Source organism: Xanthomonas sp. CPBF 426, assembly GCF_903989465.1.
Classification (GTDB): Bacteria; Pseudomonadota; Gammaproteobacteria; order Xanthomonadales; family Xanthomonadaceae; genus Xanthomonas; species Xanthomonas euroxanthea.
Window position 1 is genome coordinate 2,162,000 of the sequence record NZ_LR861805.1, and the last position, 16,501, is coordinate 2,178,500.

Consider the following 16,501-nt stretch of genomic DNA (forward strand, 5'->3'; position numbering starts at 1 on the left):
GTGCATCCGCCGGTGCGCACGTTGCACAGTTTCTTTGATACGGGCCGAGCCTGGAGCGAACATCATGGTTTTGCGCCAGGATGTTGCACGAACTGCAAGAACCACTCACCCGCGCCGTACCACCCGCACCCCCACCGGCCGCGCAAACTTGTCCATCGCCACCGATGAGATGCGGCTGTGGCGTAGCAGGCTGCCGAGCTGTTCGGGGACGCCCAGGCGTTGATCGACTTCCGGTTCGAGCACGGTGGGGCGGCGCTTGCGCCGGTCGGCCTTGGCGAAGCGGATGCGGTTGTACTCGGCCCAGCCGACGGTGGTGATGGCGCTCATCAGCGCGATCACCGGCAGGGCGCCCAGCGCGAATGGATCCAGGGCGTTGTGCTTGAGATACAGCTCCGTGTAGGCGCTGCGCAGGCCGAAGAACCAGGCGATCAGCGTCGCCAGTGGTGCCCATAGATAGAAATAGACCATCCAGGCGCCGGCGGTGGCGGCGCCGTAGGCGAGGCGGCGCGAGCGGCCGAGGCGTTGTGGCAGGTTGATGATGGGCGGTGTCATTGGATTCCTCGGTCGGGGCTTTTCCAGCGGGCGCGTTTGCTGCGACGTGCGAGCAGGGCGCGGGGGAAGGCGATGACGGCAGTGAGCATGCCGATCATCCAGAAGGCGACCGGATACCAGATCACCCAGAAGAACTGGCGCGCCAGGCCTTTTTCGTAGCGGCGTTCGATCACCAGGCTGGTGGCGAACTGCATCAGGCACACCACCGCCAGCACCAGGCCGTGCCAGCGCGGCAGGATGGTGTCGACGTACAGCGCAGGCGGCAGCGGGATGACCTTGCCAAGCAGCCACAGCACGATGATGAAGAGCATGGTGTAGGCCCAGGCCAGGCTGAGCGCGTATTCCAGCAACACGCCCCACATGCGTCGGCTGCGCCAGGACAGCACGCGGCGGCCATGGCTCAGCAGCACTTCCACGCCGCCGCGCGCCCAGCGCAGGCGCTGCATCCACAGGCCATGGAAGGTCTCCGGCATCAGGATCCAGCACAGCGCGTTGGGCTCGTAGCGGATATCCCAGTCGTCCAGCTGCAGACGCCAGGAGATGTCGATGTCTTCGGTGACCATGTTGTCGGACCAGAAGCCGACGTGGTGCAGCGCCGAGCGGCGAAACGCGCAGATCACGCCCGACACGGTGAACAGGCGCCCGTAGACGCGCTGCGCACGTTTGATCAGGCCCACGATGGCGGAAAATTCGCCCACCTGCATGCGGCCCATCAGCGTGGTGCGGTTGCGCACGCGCGGATTGCCGGTGACACCGCCGACGCGCGGGCCGGAGATCAGGTGGCCCACCATCCAGCGCGTGGCATTCGGGTCCAGGATGGCGTCGGCATCCACGCACACCAGGTAGTCCGAGCGCGATGCCAGCGTGCCGACCCGCAGTGCGTTGGCCTTGCCGTGGTTCTGTTCCAGGTGCACCACGCGCAGGCGCGGATGCTGGTGGGTGAGATCGTCGAGTGCCTCGGCCGTGTTGTCGCTGCTGCCATCGTTGATGGCGATGATCTCGAAATCCGGATAGTTCTGCGCACTCATCGCGGCGATGGTCTCGCCGACATGCTTGGCCTCGTTGTAGCAGGGCACCAGCAGCGATACGAACGGCTCGCTGGCCAACGGTGGCGGCGACGAGGGGCCGGGCGTGCCGCGTTCGCGTCGCAGGTAGTAGTACGTGCCTCCGATCATCCAGAAGAACGCCATGATGATGGGATAGAAAAACGCGAAGTTGAACAGGGCGCCCAAGAGGATGCTGGTCGTCATCGGCTACCGCTCGATATATGGGAATTGCCGAGCCGACATGGCCTCGCGCGCTTCGGGAAGAGACGGGTGGCCGCCGATGAAGTCGTCGGGGTAGTACGCCAGATGGCGCACGCCCGCAGCCAGGAGCAACTTGCTGTGTGCGAGCAGCACACCGTCGGGCAATGGCTTGCCGGTGCGCCAATCCACGGTCTGCAGTTCGAAAATGGTGTTCTCCAAACCATGCGGCTGCTGGCCGACACGCTGTGCCAGCTGCTGCAGCCACTGCTGCGGATCGTTGGCCTGCTCCATGTACGGCATCGCCATCAGCGCGGTGTAGTCGTAGGCCGAAGCAAAGGCGTCCAGGCGCTGCGCAAACCAGGCCTCGCTGTGCGGCTCCAGCACTGGCTGCGCGAACAGGTTGCGCACCGTCACCAGCTTGGGTCGCCAGCGTTCGGCGGCCGCCTTCAGCTCCTGGGTGAAGCCGATCAGCTGCTGCGTGCGCCTGGTCGGGTCGCCACCGCCGTACGCAGGGACTTCGTCGTCGCGCAGGTAGGCATCGTCATGGAACAGCAGGCCTTCGAAGTAGGTGTTGGCGGCCAGGTCTTCGTAGATGTCGGCGACCAGCTGCTGCGTGCGCGGATTGCCCGGATCCAGGCGCGGCACATCCTTGGCGTCCTTGCCGCGAATCTGCAGCGCGGCCTGCTGCTGTGCATCGGGCAGATGGAAGCCCAGCACCGGCAGCCAGGCGAACACGCGCACGCCGGCACGGGTACGCAGCTGCCAGGCCACACGCCCGAACAGGTCCGCACGCATCGGCAGATGGCGGTTGGGGAAATACAACGCACCGGCGGCGCCATCGCCGTCCGGGTCGGCGAAGGCCTGCAGGAACACATGGCTGGGGCCGATGTCCTTGACCCGCTGGACCAGGATGTCCAGGTTGCGTGCCAGCTGCGCCGGGTCCGGGTCGTAGACGTAGTCCAGATCGATCTGGATCGCGCGCAGGCCATCGCGCGACAGATCGCGTCGCAGTTCGCCGGCCAGGTCGCGCACATCGGGATTGTTGAACAGCAACAGGCGGCCGAGGCTGGCCAGCGATTGCCCGTCCACGCGGTCGCGGCCCTGCTGGCCGATATCGGCTTCGTGCGAGCGGCCTTCCAGGTCGAAGCTCAGCGTCATGCCCAGTTGCGCGGCAATGGCGTTGCTGGCGCGGTTGTAGGCGGCATACGGCCACACCATGGCGCGCGGTGGTGTGCCCAGATGCGCCACGATGGCGTCGCGGCTATGGCGCAGATCGGTCTGGATGCGCTGGCGATACTCCGCTTCGCTTTCGTAGCCCTTGCCTGCATCCCAGCGCCGGGTGACCGCCGCCGGGGTCTGATTGCCGAACGGGTTGCCCGCGATGCCCTTGTGCAGATCGTCGCTGTGCGAGCCGATTTCGACCAGGCCGCTGTCCTGCATCTCGCGCAGCTGCGCCCAGGTGACGAAATCCTCGTGGGTGAAATCGCGATGGCCGTAGGGCACCACCTGGCCGGCCGGCAGTTCGACCCAGCTGGTGACGGGTGCGACCAATGCGGGATAGCCGTAGGCCTGCAATAACGGGAACACACGCGTGTAGACGCTGCGCAAGCCGTCGTCGAAGGTCAGCAACACCGGCCTGGAGGGCAGGGCACGCTTGCCGGCACGTGCATCCAGCACCTGCTGCACGCTCACCGGGTGATAGGCGTGCGAGCGCAGCCAGTCCAGGTGCGCGGCGAAGTTGCTGGTGGACACCGCATAACGATCGGGATCGCCCTTGGCGGCGACATCGTCGCGAACATCGTGGTAGCTGAGCACCAGCAGGCCCGCCTGCGCCGACGACGCGAACGTCATCAGCAACAAGGCGACCAGCAGCAGCGGCAGGCGGATCAAGGCGTACCTCCCCATCGGAAATCCAGGTCGAATCCAAGTTGTTGTTCGCGCTGGCCGTCGTAGACCGGGCGCGACCAGCTCACGCCGTAGCTCAGCGCACTGCCGTCGCCCAGTGACCACAGGTGCCGGTAGGCCGCGCCGGGCACCCACTGGCTACCGAAGCCGGACTGATAGGTCGGCCCGACCGTGACCTCCAGCCGCTGCCGGAACGCGTAGTCGTAGCGACGCCAGCCGATCTGATCGATGCGCACGCCGGCCGCCACCGCAGAGCTGCGGCGCGGATTGAAGTAATTGACGGCGCGCTCGTCTTCGGCGCGTCCGGCCGAAGCGGCGAACAGGCCATCCAGCAGCACATGCGGGCTGGCCCACAGGCGTTGGCTGCCCGAAAGATCGAGTTGATCGCGCCGATTGCCGTCGCTGTAACGCAATTGGCGTGCCTGCAGTTCCCAACGGCTTTCGTCGTTGGGTGTCCAGCGCAGGGCCGCGCCGATGCTGTCGCCGGTGATGCCGAAGCGGCGGGCCTGCAATGAGGCTTCCGGATCGCGCGTGCGCCACGCAACGCTGCCGTACCAGGCATCGGAAAAACGCCAGCCGGCATCCAGTGCCCAGGCGGTGCCATCGCGATCGAAGTCGTCGAGCGCCCGTCCGCCGTACGCACTGACATCCAGGCGGTCGTAGTGATAGTGCGTTCCCAGCCAGAAGCTGCGATAGCGCACACGCGTGTCCTGGAAGTCGGCCCAGTCGTCGCGTGCACGCAAACCCACACGCCAGCCTTCGCCGAGAAATGGCGATTCGGCTTCCAGCAACGTACTACCGAAGTCGTTGCCCAGCGGCGAGGTGCTGTTGGTCAAGGTGTCGTTGTCGCTGCGTCCGCGTGCATGGCTCAGATGCACCTGCCAGCCGCGTTGACGTTCCAGCGAAGCACCAAGCCGTTGCAGGCCGGCGTCATCCGGATATTCCTTGCGCAACGGGGCAAACGTCGCATCGGCCAGGTCCAGGCGATCCAGATCGCGCTGCGCCTCGACCACGCCACTGCGCGCCTGCTTTTGATGCGGGTCCAGCGTCAATGCCACCGCGTGACGCTGCAGCGCTTTGCCGGGGTGCCCGCGACGGAATTCGATCGAGGCCAGTGCCGCCTGCAGTTCCGCGTTGTCGGGGCCGATGGCCACGCGCTCGCGCAGCAGGCGGTCCGCGCCGCGATTGTCATTGGCGGCCGAGCGCGCGGTGGCCAGGGCGATGTCTGCGCTGAAGCGATCCCAGTTTTCGTAGCCGCTGTTCGCACCGTTGCGACGCGGCCAGGGTGCCTGCGTGGCCGCGAGCGTTTCGAACAGTGGCATCGCCAGATCGAAGCGTTCCTGCTCCAGCAGGGCGTAGCCCAGCAACAGTTGTGTATTGAAGTCGTCCGGGGTGTGCTGCAAGGCTTGCCGCAGCACGGCCTCGGCCTCGGCCGGGCGGCGCAGGCCCATCAGCGAATCGCCGACCGTCGGCAGCACATACGCGGGAACGTCGATGCCTTCTGCTTTCAATGCCTGGTAGTTGGCCACCACGTCGCGATGGCGCTGACGCTGGTTGAGTGCGGCCAGGCTATCGACACGCAGCCGCGTGGCTTCCCACCTCGACGTCGGTGGTGATTCGCGTTCGATGCGGGCGATGTTGACCAGGGCCTGATCGGTCTCCGCATAGCGGTGCACGGCATCGATGGGCTCGGCGCTGGCCCACCCGATCATGCGGGCGACGCGGTCGTTTTCGATGCGCTCGCGCTCCTGCTGCGAGAACCAGTCCGGATGCCGCCATACGGCCTCTGCCGCAAGCTGCGCACTGCCAAGATCGCTCAGCGTGATCGCGCGCATGGTGTAGGCGCCACGATCCCGTGGGTTCGCACGCAACACGCGCTCGTAAATGGCCAAGGCATCCGCATACCGCTGCTGACCGCGTAACTGTTCGGCCTGCCGCATGGGAGTGAGGGCGATGGAGGCGTCAGTCACCGTGTTCGGCCGCACTTCACCACTGTGCGCCTGGGGCACACATGCGGCAATCAAAGCAAGGCTGAGCAGAGGAGTGAATGCGCCTGAGCGGTCAGGACAACCGCGACGCACGTGGTTGCAAGAGCTGGGGGAGGAGGCAGTGCATTAGCGATCCGGGCGTATGACGACCGGCGATACTGCGTATGCCTATGTAAAGCCTACGTCGTCAAGAAATTGACGCGACCTTCATCGTATCAGCTCGCTTGAATTGTGACGTACAGCACACTTAACCGGTGGGTCGACGACTGGCGCCACTGTCCACCGTCGACTGATGGAGCCGTAGACAAGCGGGAGACGCTCATCAAAACAGACCGGACAATGATCGACACCATGATGTGCAGCCCAGCTCATCCAGCAGGAATAATCAGTCATGGCGTCTGATATTCCCTGGTTGCAGTGCCCGCGCAGGTTTCGTGATAGATAATAACCTTGCTTTTTATTGAATGCTGCTCCGTCGATTGACTTTATCCTGAGTTAATCGGCTTCGCGAGTTGGCGGGCTTGAATCGAGGTCAATGGAACTGCTTGGAAATTCAGGCGGCCGCTAAATCAGGTGGATCACTGGGAATGCGGCGGGCTGAATCTCCCGTCGATGTATCATTTACGTGCTCTGATTTATTGGGCATTGGCTAGCGCTGCGGAAGTGAAGGGGTTGGCACGACGGCAAGCGTTTTTTTTGCGAAAGCAGGCGTAGTGAGATTGGACAGGAAAATGACGGGTAAATCGCGATTGCTGGGACTGCTGGGCTGGTTGGTGCTGTGCTATTTGGTTGCGGCACTAGGGGCGGCGGCGTCAATCAAGGCGGCGAGCTTCTACGCCGGCTTGCTGCGGCCGGATTGGGCACCGCCGGGATGGGTGTTCGGGCCGGTGTGGACTGTGTTGTACGGGATGATGGCGGTGTCGGTGTGGCTGGTCTGGCGGCGCGGTGGGTGGAGCAGTGCCCGTGGGGCGCTGAGCCTGTTCGTGTTGCAGTTGGGGTTGAACGGGTTGTGGAGCTGGCTGTTCTTTGCCTGGCACATGGGGGCGTGGGCATTTGTCGATATCGTGGCGCTTTGGTTGACGTTGGTGCTGACGATTGCGGCTTTCGCCAGGCGACAACGTGCTGCCGCGTGGCTGTTGGTGCCATATCTGTTGTGGGTGAGTTTTGCGGCGGCGTTGAACCATGCGGTGTGGCAACTCAATCCGCAGGTGCTTGGCTAGGGCCTGCATGGGTCAAAAGCGTCTGATGGACCTCTGCGTCAGGCGCGAGAGGTGGCGTGGCCGCCACGCTGGACTAGCCGGATCCGTGTTGTCCGGCACCAGGTCTCCGCGACAGGATGCTGCGCAAGCGCCGCTCGGCGCGGCGCACAAAAAGTTTCCATAGCAATCAATCGCTTGTGGCTGCATCGCTTAAATGTTTGTCCTGCAAGGCTTTCTGCGTGGGTCTTGCGTTGCGCAAGGCTGGCTTGATGCGCAGTGCTTGACAGCCTTCACCCCGGTGATGTCTTTTGCGTACATGCCTGATGCCTTCGCCATCACCTCGCTTACCTGTCAGCTGCAGCTGCGGCCGGGTGCGGGCGTGGCCGGCATTAGCACCACCATTACCACCGTCACCATTCGCCCGGTGCGGCCCGTCGTCTTCGCGTAACTTCCGAAAACAACGGCCCCGCACCCGGATCAGGATGCGGGGGCTTTCCTCCCTCATCTGATGCGGACGGGGCCTCCCTAACGAGGTCTGTCGATGTCATCGCTTGCTGTTTCACTCGAACCCGCTGCTGTTCTCGCGTCCTCTGCGCGCACCGTCGTGCACAAATTCGGCGGCACGTCGGTGGCCGATGCCGAGCGCTACCGGCATGTGGCGCAGTTGTTGCTGGCACGCGAGGAGACCGTGCAGGTCACCGTGGTGTCGGCGATGAAAGGCGTGACCGATGCGCTGATCGAACTGGCCGAACTGGCGGCGCAAGATCGCCCCGAGTGGCGCGAGCGCTGGCATGAAACGCGTGCGCGCCATCGTGGTGCGGCGGTGGCTTTGCTGGGCGAGCATTCCGGGCCGACGGTGGAATGGCTGGACGAGCGCTTCGAGCATCTGGCGCAGATCCTTGGCGCGCTGGCGGTGATCGGCGAGCTGCCGCGCGAAGTGCTCGATCGTGTGCAAGGCCTGGGCGAGGTGTATTCGGCGCAATTGCTCGGCGACCATTTCCGCGCGCTTGGCGAGGATTGCGCGGTGCTGGATGCACGCGATGTGCTGGTGGTCAACCGCGGCGAATTGGGCGTGGATGTGGATTGGGAGGTCAGCGCGCAGCGGCTTGCGACCTGGCGCCAGGCGCATCCGCAGACACGCGTGGTGGTCACCGGGTTTGTGGCGCGCGACCGCGCCGACCGCATCACCACGTTGGGGCGCAACGGCAGCGATTATTCCGGCGCGATCTTCGCGGCCTTGTTCGATGCCGATGAGCTGCATATCTGGACCGATGTGGATGGCGTGCTGTCGGCGGACCCCCGCGTGGTGCCCGAGGCGGTACAGCTGGAAACGCTGAGCTACGACGAGGCCTGCGAGCTGGCCTATTTCGGCGCCAAGGTGGTGCATCCGCAGACCATGTCGCCGGCGATCGAGCGCGGCTTGCCGATCATCATCCGCAATACCTTCCAGCCCGAACACCCGGGCACGCGCATCACCGCCAGCAGCGCGGTGAGCGGGCCGATCAAGGGGCTGACGCTGAGCCCGGATCTGGCCGTGCTCAACCTGGAAGGCACCGGCCTGATCGGCGTGCCGGGCACCGCCGAGCGCGTGTTCGCGGCGTTGCGCACGGCGCAGGTGTCGGTGGTGATGATCTCGCAGGGCTCGTCGGAGCATTCGATCTGTTGCGTGGTCAAGCAGCATGAATCCGAGCGCGCACGCAATGCCTTGCTGCAGGCCTTTGCGCATGAACTCACGGTCGGCCAGGTGCAGCGCGTGCAACTGACCACCGGCATCAGCGTGCTCGCTGCAGTGGGCGATGGCATGGCCGGGCAGCCCGGTGTGGCGGCGCGGCTGTTCGAGTCGCTGGGGCGTGCGCAGGTCAATATCCTGGCGATCGCGCAGGGCTCGTCCGAACGAAACATCTCGGTGGCCATCGATGCGGCGCATGCGACCAAGGCCTTGCGTGCGGCGCATGCCGGCTTCTGGCTGTCGCCGCAGACCTTCTCTGTGGGTGTGATCGGCCCGGGCAATGTTGGCGCGGCGCTGCTGGACCAGTTGCGCATCGCGCAACCGCAGTTGCTGGGCAAGGCCAACCTGGATCTGCGCCTGCGCGCGGTGGTCTCGCGCGGCCGCATGTTGCTCGATGAGCGCGGCCTGGTCGGCAACTGGCGCGATGCCTTCGCCTCCGCAGCCACCGCGACCGATCTGAAGCGTTTCACCACGCATCTGTTGTCCGCGCACCTGCCGCATACGGTGATCATCGATTGCAGCGGTAGCGCGGACGTGGCCGATCGCTATGCGGACTGGCTGGCCGCCGGCATCCACGTGGTGACGCCGAACAAGCAGGCCGGCTCCGGTCCGTTGCAGCGGTATCAGGCGATCCGTGCGGCGGCCGATGCCAGCGGCGCGCGCTTCCGTTACGAAGCGACCGTGGGCGCCGGCCTGCCGGTGATCACCACGCTGCGCGACCTGGTCGATACCGGCGATACGGTGACCTCGATCGAAGGCATCTTCTCCGGCACGCTGGCCTGGCTGTTCAACAAATACGATGGCAGCGTGCCGTTCGCCGAACTGGTGACGCAGGCACGCGGCATGGGCTATACCGAACCGGATCCGCGCGACGATCTGTCCGGCGTGGATGTGGCGCGCAAGCTGGTGATCCTGGCGCGCGAAGCCGGGCGCGAGATCAGCCTGGAGGATGTACAGGTCGAAAGCCTGGTGCCCGAAGCACTGCGTCAGGCCAGCGTGGACGATTTCATGGCGCGCCTGCATGAGGTGGATGCGACCTTCGCGCAGCGCCTGGCCGATGCACGTGCACGCGGCAATGTGCTGCGCTATGTCGCGCAGCTGCCGCCGGATCGCGCGCCCAGCGTGGGCCTGGTGGAGCTGCCGGCCGATCACGCGTTCGCCAATCTGCGCCTGACCGACAACGTGGTGCAGTTCACCACGCGTCGCTACTGCGAGAATCCGTTGGTGGTGCAGGGGCCCGGTGCGGGCCCGGAAGTCACCGCCGCCGGCGTGTTTGCCGATCTGCTGCGGGTGGCGGCGGGCGAGGGGGCACGCTTGTGAACCAGGCGGTTGCAGACCAGGCCACTCAGATGCAACAGGTGGCGATTGCTGCGCGCGAGCTGGGCCAGGCACGCGCCTTCGCACCGGCCTCGGTGGCGAATGTGGCGGTGGGATTCGATCTGCTCGGGTATCCGATCGACGGCGTCGGCGACACCGTCACCGTGCGGCGCATCGAGGCGCCACTGGTGCGCATCGCCGCCATCCGCGGCACTACCGTGGCCTTGCCGCTGGATGCCGCGCGCAACACCGCGGGTGCGGCCTTGATGTCGTTGCGCGCGGCGCTGGCGCTGCCGTTCGGTTTCGAGATCGAGATCGACAAAGGCATCGCGCTGAGTTCGGGCATGGGCGGTTCGGCGGCGTCGTGCGTGGCGGCCCTGGTGGCGGCCAACGCGCTGCTGGATGCGCCGCTGAGTAACGAGCAGCTGTATCAGCACGCCCTCGATGGCGAGGCGGTGGCCAGCGGCAGCCGCCATGGCGACAACCTGGGGCCGCTGTTTCTAGGCGGCCTGGTGCTGTGCACGCTGGAGCGTCTGGTGCCGATCAACGTGCCGGCGGCGTGGCACAGCCTGCTGGTGCATCCAGACGCGGTACTGGAAACGCGGCGCGCGCGCGAAGCCCTGGCCGGCGACTATCAGCTGCGCGAGTTCGTCGCGCAGAGCACCAACCTGGCCCTGGTGCTGGCCGGTTGCCATGCCGGTGATGCCGATTTGGTGCGTGCGGGCCTGCGCGATGTGCTGATCGAACCACGCCGCGCGCCGTTGATCGCCGGCTTTGCCGCTGCCAAGCAGTCCGCGCTGGACCATGATGCCCTGGGTGCCAGCATTTCCGGCGCCGGCCCCAGCGTGTTTGCCTGGTTTGCATCGCGCGCGGCCGCCGACGCTGCCGCCGCAGCGGTGAAGGCCGCCTTCGCAGGGGTTGGCCTGGACAGCCAGCACTGGGTATCCCCGATCGCCAGCCCGGCCGCGCGGTTGCTCGCATGAGCCGTCGCCCGCCTATCGCTGTTGATCGATCGCCCGCACACGGCAGGCAGGCCATGCAGCGCGCAAGGCACGCATCAACCGACCACGACCTCGCTGATCTGCATCACCGGCGCAAGATCGGTGTAGTTGGGAATGTCGCCCAGGATTTCCTGTGCATGTGGCCCGAAGCCGGCGTTGAAGGCCTCCACCGAGTCGCAGAAAATGTGGCACATGCCGATGTAGGCCGGCGGGCTGCCCGGCTCGCCGCCGCTGATGCCCTTGTCCACCGTGTAGCGCAGGCAGGCCGCGCCCATCCGCGCGCTCACCAGCGGCATATGCGCGTCGCGGTAGTAGGCATGGTCGAAGCGGGCGCCTTCGCGGTACGGGTACATCACGCTGACCTTGATCATCTGCCGGCTCCACTGGAAGGTGCGCGCAGCATAGCGCCGCGCCGCTCTTGCCGGGCGCCCCTGCGGCGCAACGCGGCCATGCCGCAGTGTCCGGTCTTTTCATTCGCGGGCCATGCCCCGTCTTCGCCTTGTCTGGAGTCGTCACCATGAACTTCCTCTCCACCCGTGGCGGCGCACCCGCCGCAAGCCTGAGCCAGGCGATTGCCGCCGGCCTGGCACCCGATGGCGGCCTGTACGTGCCGCAGGCCCTGCCACCGGCACGCACGCTGACGGCAGGCGCCACGCTGGCCGACACCGCCGCCACGTTGCTGCAGCCATTCTTCGACGGCGATGCATTGGCGCCAGAGCTGCCGGCCATCTGTGCCGAAGCGTTCGACTTCCCGGCGCCGTTGGTGGCCCTGGGCACGCCCGGCGATTACGCGCTTGAGCTGTTCCATGGCCCGACCGCCGCGTTCAAGGACTTCGGTGCGCGCTTTCTTGCCGCCTGCCTGACTCGCCTGCGGCGTGCCGAAGGCCGGCCGCTCACCATCCTGGTCGCCACTTCCGGCGACACCGGCGCTGCGGTGGCGGCGGCCTTCCATCGCCAGCCGGGCCTGCGCGTGGTGGTGCTGTATCCGGATGGCCGCGTGTCGCCGCGTCAGGCGCATCAGCTGGGCTGCTTCGGCGACAACATCCAGGCCTTGCGCGTGGCCGGCACGTTCGACGATTGCCAGGCGATGGTCAAGCAGGCCTTGAACGATGCCGCGCTGCAGGCGCAGCTACCGCTGAGTTCGGCCAACAGCATCAGCCTGGGCCGTTTGCTGCCGCAGATGAGCTATTACGCGCATGCCGCCCTGCAGCACCATGCCGGCACAGGTGCCGCGCTGAACCTGGTGGTGCCCACCGGCAACCTGGGCAACGGGTTGGCGGCGATCCTGGCGCGTGCGCTCGGCGTGCCGCTGGGCCGTATCGCGCTGGCCTCCAATGCCAATCATGTAGTGCCGGATTATTTTGCCGGCGACGATTACGCGCCGCAGCCCAGCGTGGCGACGCTGGCCAATGCGATGGACGTGGGCGCGCCAAGCAACTTCGAACGGCTGCGCTGGCTCTACGACGGCGACGATGCCGCGTTGCGCGAGGCCTTCCGTGCGCTTTCGGTGGACGATGCGGCAATCCGCCAGACCGTGCAGCAGCGCTTTGCCCGCTATGGCGAAGTGCATTGCCCGCATACCGCCACCGCCGTGCATGTGCTGGAGCAGCTGCGGGCGGAAGGGGCCGAAGGCGGCACCGGCGACTGGGCGGTGGCGGCCACCGCGCATCCGGCCAAGTTCGAGGGCGTGGTCGAGCCCCTGATCGGGCGCGAGGTGGGCGTGCCGCCGGCGCTGGCCGCGCTGCTGCAGCGACCCGCGCATGCCGAAACGCTGGCGCCGGACTACGCCGCGTTCCGGCAGCGCCTGCTTGCGGATGCGGCCTGACCGAACGTGTTCAGGGTATTGGGGTTGGAAAGTGCCGCCCATGGGGCTATTTCTAGCAGGTGCGGCCCCAGCGTGGCGCCGCGTCCGATGTGGGTTGGTGCATGTCTTATCGAGTGATCGCCGTTGCCGCCGCGTTATGCGGGTGGGCAGCGGCTGGAGCGGCCAGCGCGGCCGATGTCATGTCTGCCTCGCCGTTGCCGACGCTGGGCGCACCGCGTATCGGTCTGGTCGATGCATTGGCGCGGCAGGCGCCATCGCTGGACCGCCAGGTACTGGCGCTGGCGGCCGAAGCCTTGCAATGCGCGCGGCAGCGCCAGCAGGTGGGCACCGAGCGCGTGCTCAGCGTCATCGACTACAGCCGGCCGTCGACCGAGCGCAGGCTATGGGTGTTCGATCTGGAGCGGCAGCGGCTGCTGTTCCAGGAATGGGTGGCGCACGGGCGCAATACCGGCAACAACCTGGCGGCCAATTTCTCCAATGACGACGGCAGTTTCCAGTCCAGCCTGGGCGCATTCACCGCGCAGGAGTCGTATACCGGCCACAACGGCTATTCGTTGCGGCTCAAGGGCCTGGAGCCCGGGTTCAACGATCATGCGCGCGACCGCGCAATAGTGATCCACGGCGCGCCCTATGTCAGCGAGGCGGTGATCCGAACGCAGGGCCGGCTCGGCCGCAGCCTGGGCTGCCCGGCGGTGCGTCCGGCGGTGGCCAGGCAATTGATCGATACCTTGCGTGAAGGCGCCTTCGTGTTCGCCTACTACCCGGACCGGGCCTGGCTGCGGCAATCGCGGCTGCTGGGCGGCGGATGTGGTGCGTCGGTGGCAAGTGCGAATGCGGGCGGGCGCTGAGGCGTTCCGGCTTGCCAGCTGTTAAGTCTCAGACGGTATCGCCGGCGAGGCTGCGCAGCGCCGCGTAATCCAGGATCTGCACCAGGTGCAGCTGCGGCAGCGCGATCAACTGCTGTTGCCTGAGTTTGGTGAAGGTGCGGCTGACCGTTTCCACGGTCAGCCCGAGATGGTCGGCGATATCGCTACGGCTCATCGGCAGCGCGACGGTGTCGCCGCTGGCGCCGGGCTGGGTGGAGCGGGCCGCCAGGCGCAGCAGGAAGTGCGCCAGCCGTTCGCTGGGTTGCAGGCGCGCCAGCAGCAGGCCGGTGTCCTGTGCGGCGGCCAGTTCCATGCTGGCGCGCTGCAGCAGCTTGCGTTCCAGCTGCGGATAGCGCTCGCGCAACTGGCGCATCTGTGCCATCGGGGTGCGGCAGACCCGGCTGTCGATGATGGCTTCGATGTCGTGGCGGTGCTGCGGCGTTTCGGTCAGGCCGACATAGTCGCCCGGCAGCACGAAGCCGGTGACCTGACGGCGGCCGTCGGCCAGCGTGCGCACCATGCGCAGCGCGCCGGAAGTCAGCGTATAGACGTGCTGGCGGATGTCGCCGGCGCGCACCAGGGTGCTGCCGGGCGCATAGGACTGGGCGCTGGTGGCCTGGTCGAGCGCGTCCATTTCCTGCGGCGACAGCGCCGCGCAGATGGCCCGGCCGCGGACTGCACACAGCGCGCAGTCGGAACCACGCGCATCGCTGCGCCCGGCCGCGCTGGGCGCCGGGCAGGTCGTGCTGGGGTCTGAAAGCTGCCGGTACATGAGTCACGCACTGCTGGAACGCAGGTGAATGATACGCCATGCGGTCAGCGCGGCCGCCCAGCCGGTAGAATTGCGCGTTCGCCACATTGCCCTGCAGGAGTTTCGCTCGTGATCAAGCCCCGTACGCCGCCCGGCATCATGGAATTGCTGCCGCGCGAGCAGATCGCGTTCCAGCGCATGCTGGACGTCATCCGCCGCAACTACGAGCGGTTCGGGTTCCTGCCGGTCGAAACGCCGGTATTCGAGCTGTCCGATGTGTTGCTGACCAAGTCCGGTGGCGAGACCGAGCGCCAGGTGTATTTCGTGCAGTCCACCGGTGCGCTGGCCAATGCCGCCGCCGCGGCAGACGAAGGCGGCGAGGGGGGCTTGCCCGAGCTGGCGCTGCGCTTCGATCTGACCGTGCCGCTGGCACGCTACGTGGCCGAGCACGAGCACGACCTGAGCTTCCCGTTCCGCCGCTACCAGATGCAGCGCGTCTATCGCGGCGAGCGTGCCCAGCGCGGGCGTTTCCGCGAGTTCTACCAGTGCGACATCGACGTGATCGGCAAGGATGCGTTGAGCATCCGCTACGACGCCGAGGTGCTGGCGGTGATCCACGCGGTGTTCGCCGAGCTGGGCATCGGCGCGTTCAAGGTGCAGTTGAACAACCGCAAGCTGCTGCGCGGCTTCTTCGAAAGCCTGGGCGTGGCCGAGGGCGAGCTGCAGCTGGCGGTGTTGCGCGAGGTCGACAAGATCGACAAGCGCGGCGCCGACTACGTGCGCGACACGCTGGTGGGAGAAGGCTTCGGCATCGCCGCCGAGCAGGTGGCCAAGATCCTGGCGTTCGTGGCGGTGCGCTCAAGCGGCCATGCCGATGCGCTGGCGCAGTTGCAGGCGCTGGAAGCCTCGGTCGGCGCCAGCGTCACGCTGGGCGAGGGCATTGCCGAATTGCGCGAGGTGCTGGAACTGGTCAAGGCCTTGGGCGTGCCCGAGAGCGCGTACTGCCTGAATTTCTCGATCGCGCGTGGGCTGGACTACTACACCGGCACCGTCTACGAGACCACGCTGACCGACCACCCGCAGATCGGCTCGATCTGCTCGGGCGGCCGCTATGAAAGCCTGGCCAGCCACTACACCAAGTCCAAATTGCCCGGCGTGGGCATCTCGATCGGCCTGACCCGCCTGTTCTGGCAGCTGCGCGAGGCCGGCCTGATCCAGGGCATCGCCGAGAGCAGCGTGCACGCGATGGTGGCGCTGATGGACGAGTCGCGGCTGGAGGACGCGCTGGATATCGCGCGCCGGCTGCGCATCGGCGGCATCAATACCGAAGTGCAGATGGAGCCGAAGAAGATCGGCAAGCAGTTCCAGTACGCCGCGCGCGCAGGCATCCGCTTCGTGGTGCTGGCCGGGGACGACGAGTTGGCGCGCGGGGTGGTGGCGGTCAAGGATCTGGTGCGCGAGCAGCAGTTCGAGGTGGCCCGCGACGAGCTGGCCAGCACCTTGCTGGTGGAACTGGAGCAGGCCAGGGCGATGCTGGTGGCCGGGGGCGTCAACGGCGATTGACGTCGCCGGAAGCGGTGAGAAGGCGCCGCCTGGTCGGTAACGGCAGCAGCGGCGCCGGGTGCATCCCGATGCACGGACAAACCCATCGACGCCTCGGTGTCGGTGGGTTTGTCGTTTCTGACTCGCCGCACCGACCGGGACGTCCCTGAACGCTTTGCCCGCGGCGCTTGTCCTATGGCCTGCGTTTGCGTTAATGTGCTAACACGCTATTACATTAACGCAATGAAACAACGACCCGCCCCCCGCGAAAGTGCCGATGCCGCCGCCTCCCTCAAGATGCTGGCCGATGCCCTGGCCTGCCTGAAGGAGCCTGGGGCGGTCGAGGCCTTCCTGCGCGATCTGTGCACGCCCGCCGAGCTGGAGGCCATGTCGGATCGCTGGCGGGTGGTGCCGTTGCTGATCAAGGGCGTGCCGTATCGCGAAATCCACGAACTGACCCAGGTCAGCGTGACCACCATCGGGCGCGTTGCGCGCACCCTGGAACATGGTGCCGGCGGCTATGCCGAGGCCCTGCGCGAGCAATCCTCGCGCCCTGTCGAATCCCACTGAGAGAACAAG

General features: G+C 66.5%; 14 protein-coding genes. 8 read left to right on the forward strand and 6 right to left on the reverse strand.

What is annotated here, in order from left to right:
- Positions 1 to 105: 105 nt before the first annotated feature.
- Genes pgaD through H7A87_RS09325 form a run of 4 tightly spaced genes read right to left on the reverse strand, consistent with a single transcriptional unit; the run spans position 106 to position 5,644 of the window.
- Positions 106 to 552, reverse strand: a complete 447-nt coding sequence (gene pgaD, locus H7A87_RS09310; protein ID WP_104585335.1) for a poly-beta-1,6-N-acetyl-D-glucosamine biosynthesis protein PgaD — start codon at positions 550 to 552, stop codon at positions 106 to 108.
- Complete coding sequence (gene pgaC, locus H7A87_RS09315; RefSeq protein ID WP_119128429.1) at positions 549 to 1,802, reverse strand: poly-beta-1,6-N-acetyl-D-glucosamine synthase; 1,254 nt, start codon at positions 1,800 to 1,802, stop codon at positions 549 to 551. The genes pgaD and pgaC overlap by 4 nt, the downstream gene beginning before the upstream one ends.
- Before the next feature lie 3 nt (positions 1,803 to 1,805).
- Positions 1,806 to 3,704, reverse strand: coding sequence for a poly-beta-1,6-N-acetyl-D-glucosamine N-deacetylase PgaB (gene pgaB / locus H7A87_RS09320; protein ID WP_119128430.1), 1,899 nt, complete (start codon positions 3,702 to 3,704; stop codon positions 1,806 to 1,808).
- Positions 3,686 to 5,644: a tetratricopeptide repeat protein gene (locus tag H7A87_RS09325; RefSeq protein WP_119128431.1), complete on the reverse strand. Its 1,959-nt coding sequence runs from the start codon at positions 5,642 to 5,644 to the stop codon at positions 3,686 to 3,688. The genes pgaB and H7A87_RS09325 overlap by 19 nt, the downstream gene beginning before the upstream one ends.
- Positions 5,645 to 6,411: 767 nt before the next feature.
- Between H7A87_RS09325 and H7A87_RS09330 the strand changes: the two genes are divergently transcribed.
- From H7A87_RS09330 to H7A87_RS09345, 4 genes are all read left to right on the forward strand, one after another.
- On the forward strand, positions 6,412 to 6,912 hold the full coding sequence (locus H7A87_RS09330; protein WP_180496960.1) for a TspO/MBR family protein: 501 nt from the start codon (positions 6,412 to 6,414) through the stop codon (positions 6,910 to 6,912).
- 193 nt (positions 6,913 to 7,105) lie between these two features.
- Positions 7,106 to 7,339, forward strand: a complete 234-nt coding sequence (locus H7A87_RS09335; protein WP_119128432.1) for a hypothetical protein — start codon at positions 7,106 to 7,108, stop codon at positions 7,337 to 7,339.
- 93 nt (positions 7,340 to 7,432) lie between these two features.
- Entirely contained in the window at positions 7,433 to 9,940 is a 2,508-nt protein-coding gene (gene thrA, locus H7A87_RS09340) for a bifunctional aspartate kinase/homoserine dehydrogenase I (RefSeq protein WP_119128433.1), read from the forward strand.
- Positions 9,941 to 9,969: 29 nt separating this feature from the next.
- Positions 9,970 to 10,920, forward strand: coding sequence for a homoserine kinase (locus H7A87_RS09345; RefSeq protein WP_119128458.1), 951 nt, complete (start codon positions 9,970 to 9,972; stop codon positions 10,918 to 10,920).
- Positions 10,921 to 10,994: 74 nt separating this feature from the next.
- Here the strand turns inward: H7A87_RS09345 and H7A87_RS09350 are convergent, their stop codons facing one another.
- Positions 10,995 to 11,309: an EthD family reductase gene (locus H7A87_RS09350; RefSeq protein ID WP_104585347.1), complete on the reverse strand. Its 315-nt coding sequence runs from the start codon at positions 11,307 to 11,309 to the stop codon at positions 10,995 to 10,997.
- Positions 11,310 to 11,455: 146 nt separating this feature from the next.
- On the opposite strand from H7A87_RS09350, the gene thrC reads away from it, so the two are divergent.
- Positions 11,456 to 12,763, forward strand: a complete 1,308-nt coding sequence (gene thrC / locus H7A87_RS09355) for a threonine synthase (protein ID WP_119128434.1) — start codon at positions 11,456 to 11,458, stop codon at positions 12,761 to 12,763.
- A 101-nt stretch (positions 12,764 to 12,864) separates the two neighbouring features.
- On the forward strand, positions 12,865 to 13,611 hold the full coding sequence (locus H7A87_RS09360; protein ID WP_119128435.1) for a murein L,D-transpeptidase catalytic domain family protein: 747 nt from the start codon (positions 12,865 to 12,867) through the stop codon (positions 13,609 to 13,611).
- Between the two features lie 28 nt (positions 13,612 to 13,639).
- Here the strand turns inward: H7A87_RS09360 and H7A87_RS09365 are convergent, their stop codons facing one another.
- The gene (locus H7A87_RS09365) at positions 13,640 to 14,263 is read right to left on the reverse strand and encodes a helix-turn-helix domain-containing protein (RefSeq protein ID WP_080591401.1); all 624 of its coding nucleotides are present in this window, start codon (positions 14,261 to 14,263) and stop codon (positions 13,640 to 13,642) included.
- A 246-nt stretch (positions 14,264 to 14,509) separates the two neighbouring features.
- Here H7A87_RS09365 and hisS point away from each other — a divergent pair, with 246 nt between their 5' ends.
- Positions 14,510 to 15,943 (forward strand): histidine--tRNA ligase, encoded by a 1,434-nt coding sequence (gene hisS / locus H7A87_RS09370; RefSeq protein WP_119128437.1) that lies wholly within the window; start codon positions 14,510 to 14,512, stop codon positions 15,941 to 15,943.
- 222 nt (positions 15,944 to 16,165) lie between these two features.
- Positions 16,166 to 16,492, forward strand: a complete 327-nt coding sequence (locus H7A87_RS09375; protein ID WP_039521339.1) for a YerC/YecD family TrpR-related protein — start codon at positions 16,166 to 16,168, stop codon at positions 16,490 to 16,492.
- The last annotated feature ends 9 nt before the right edge of the window (positions 16,493 to 16,501 follow it).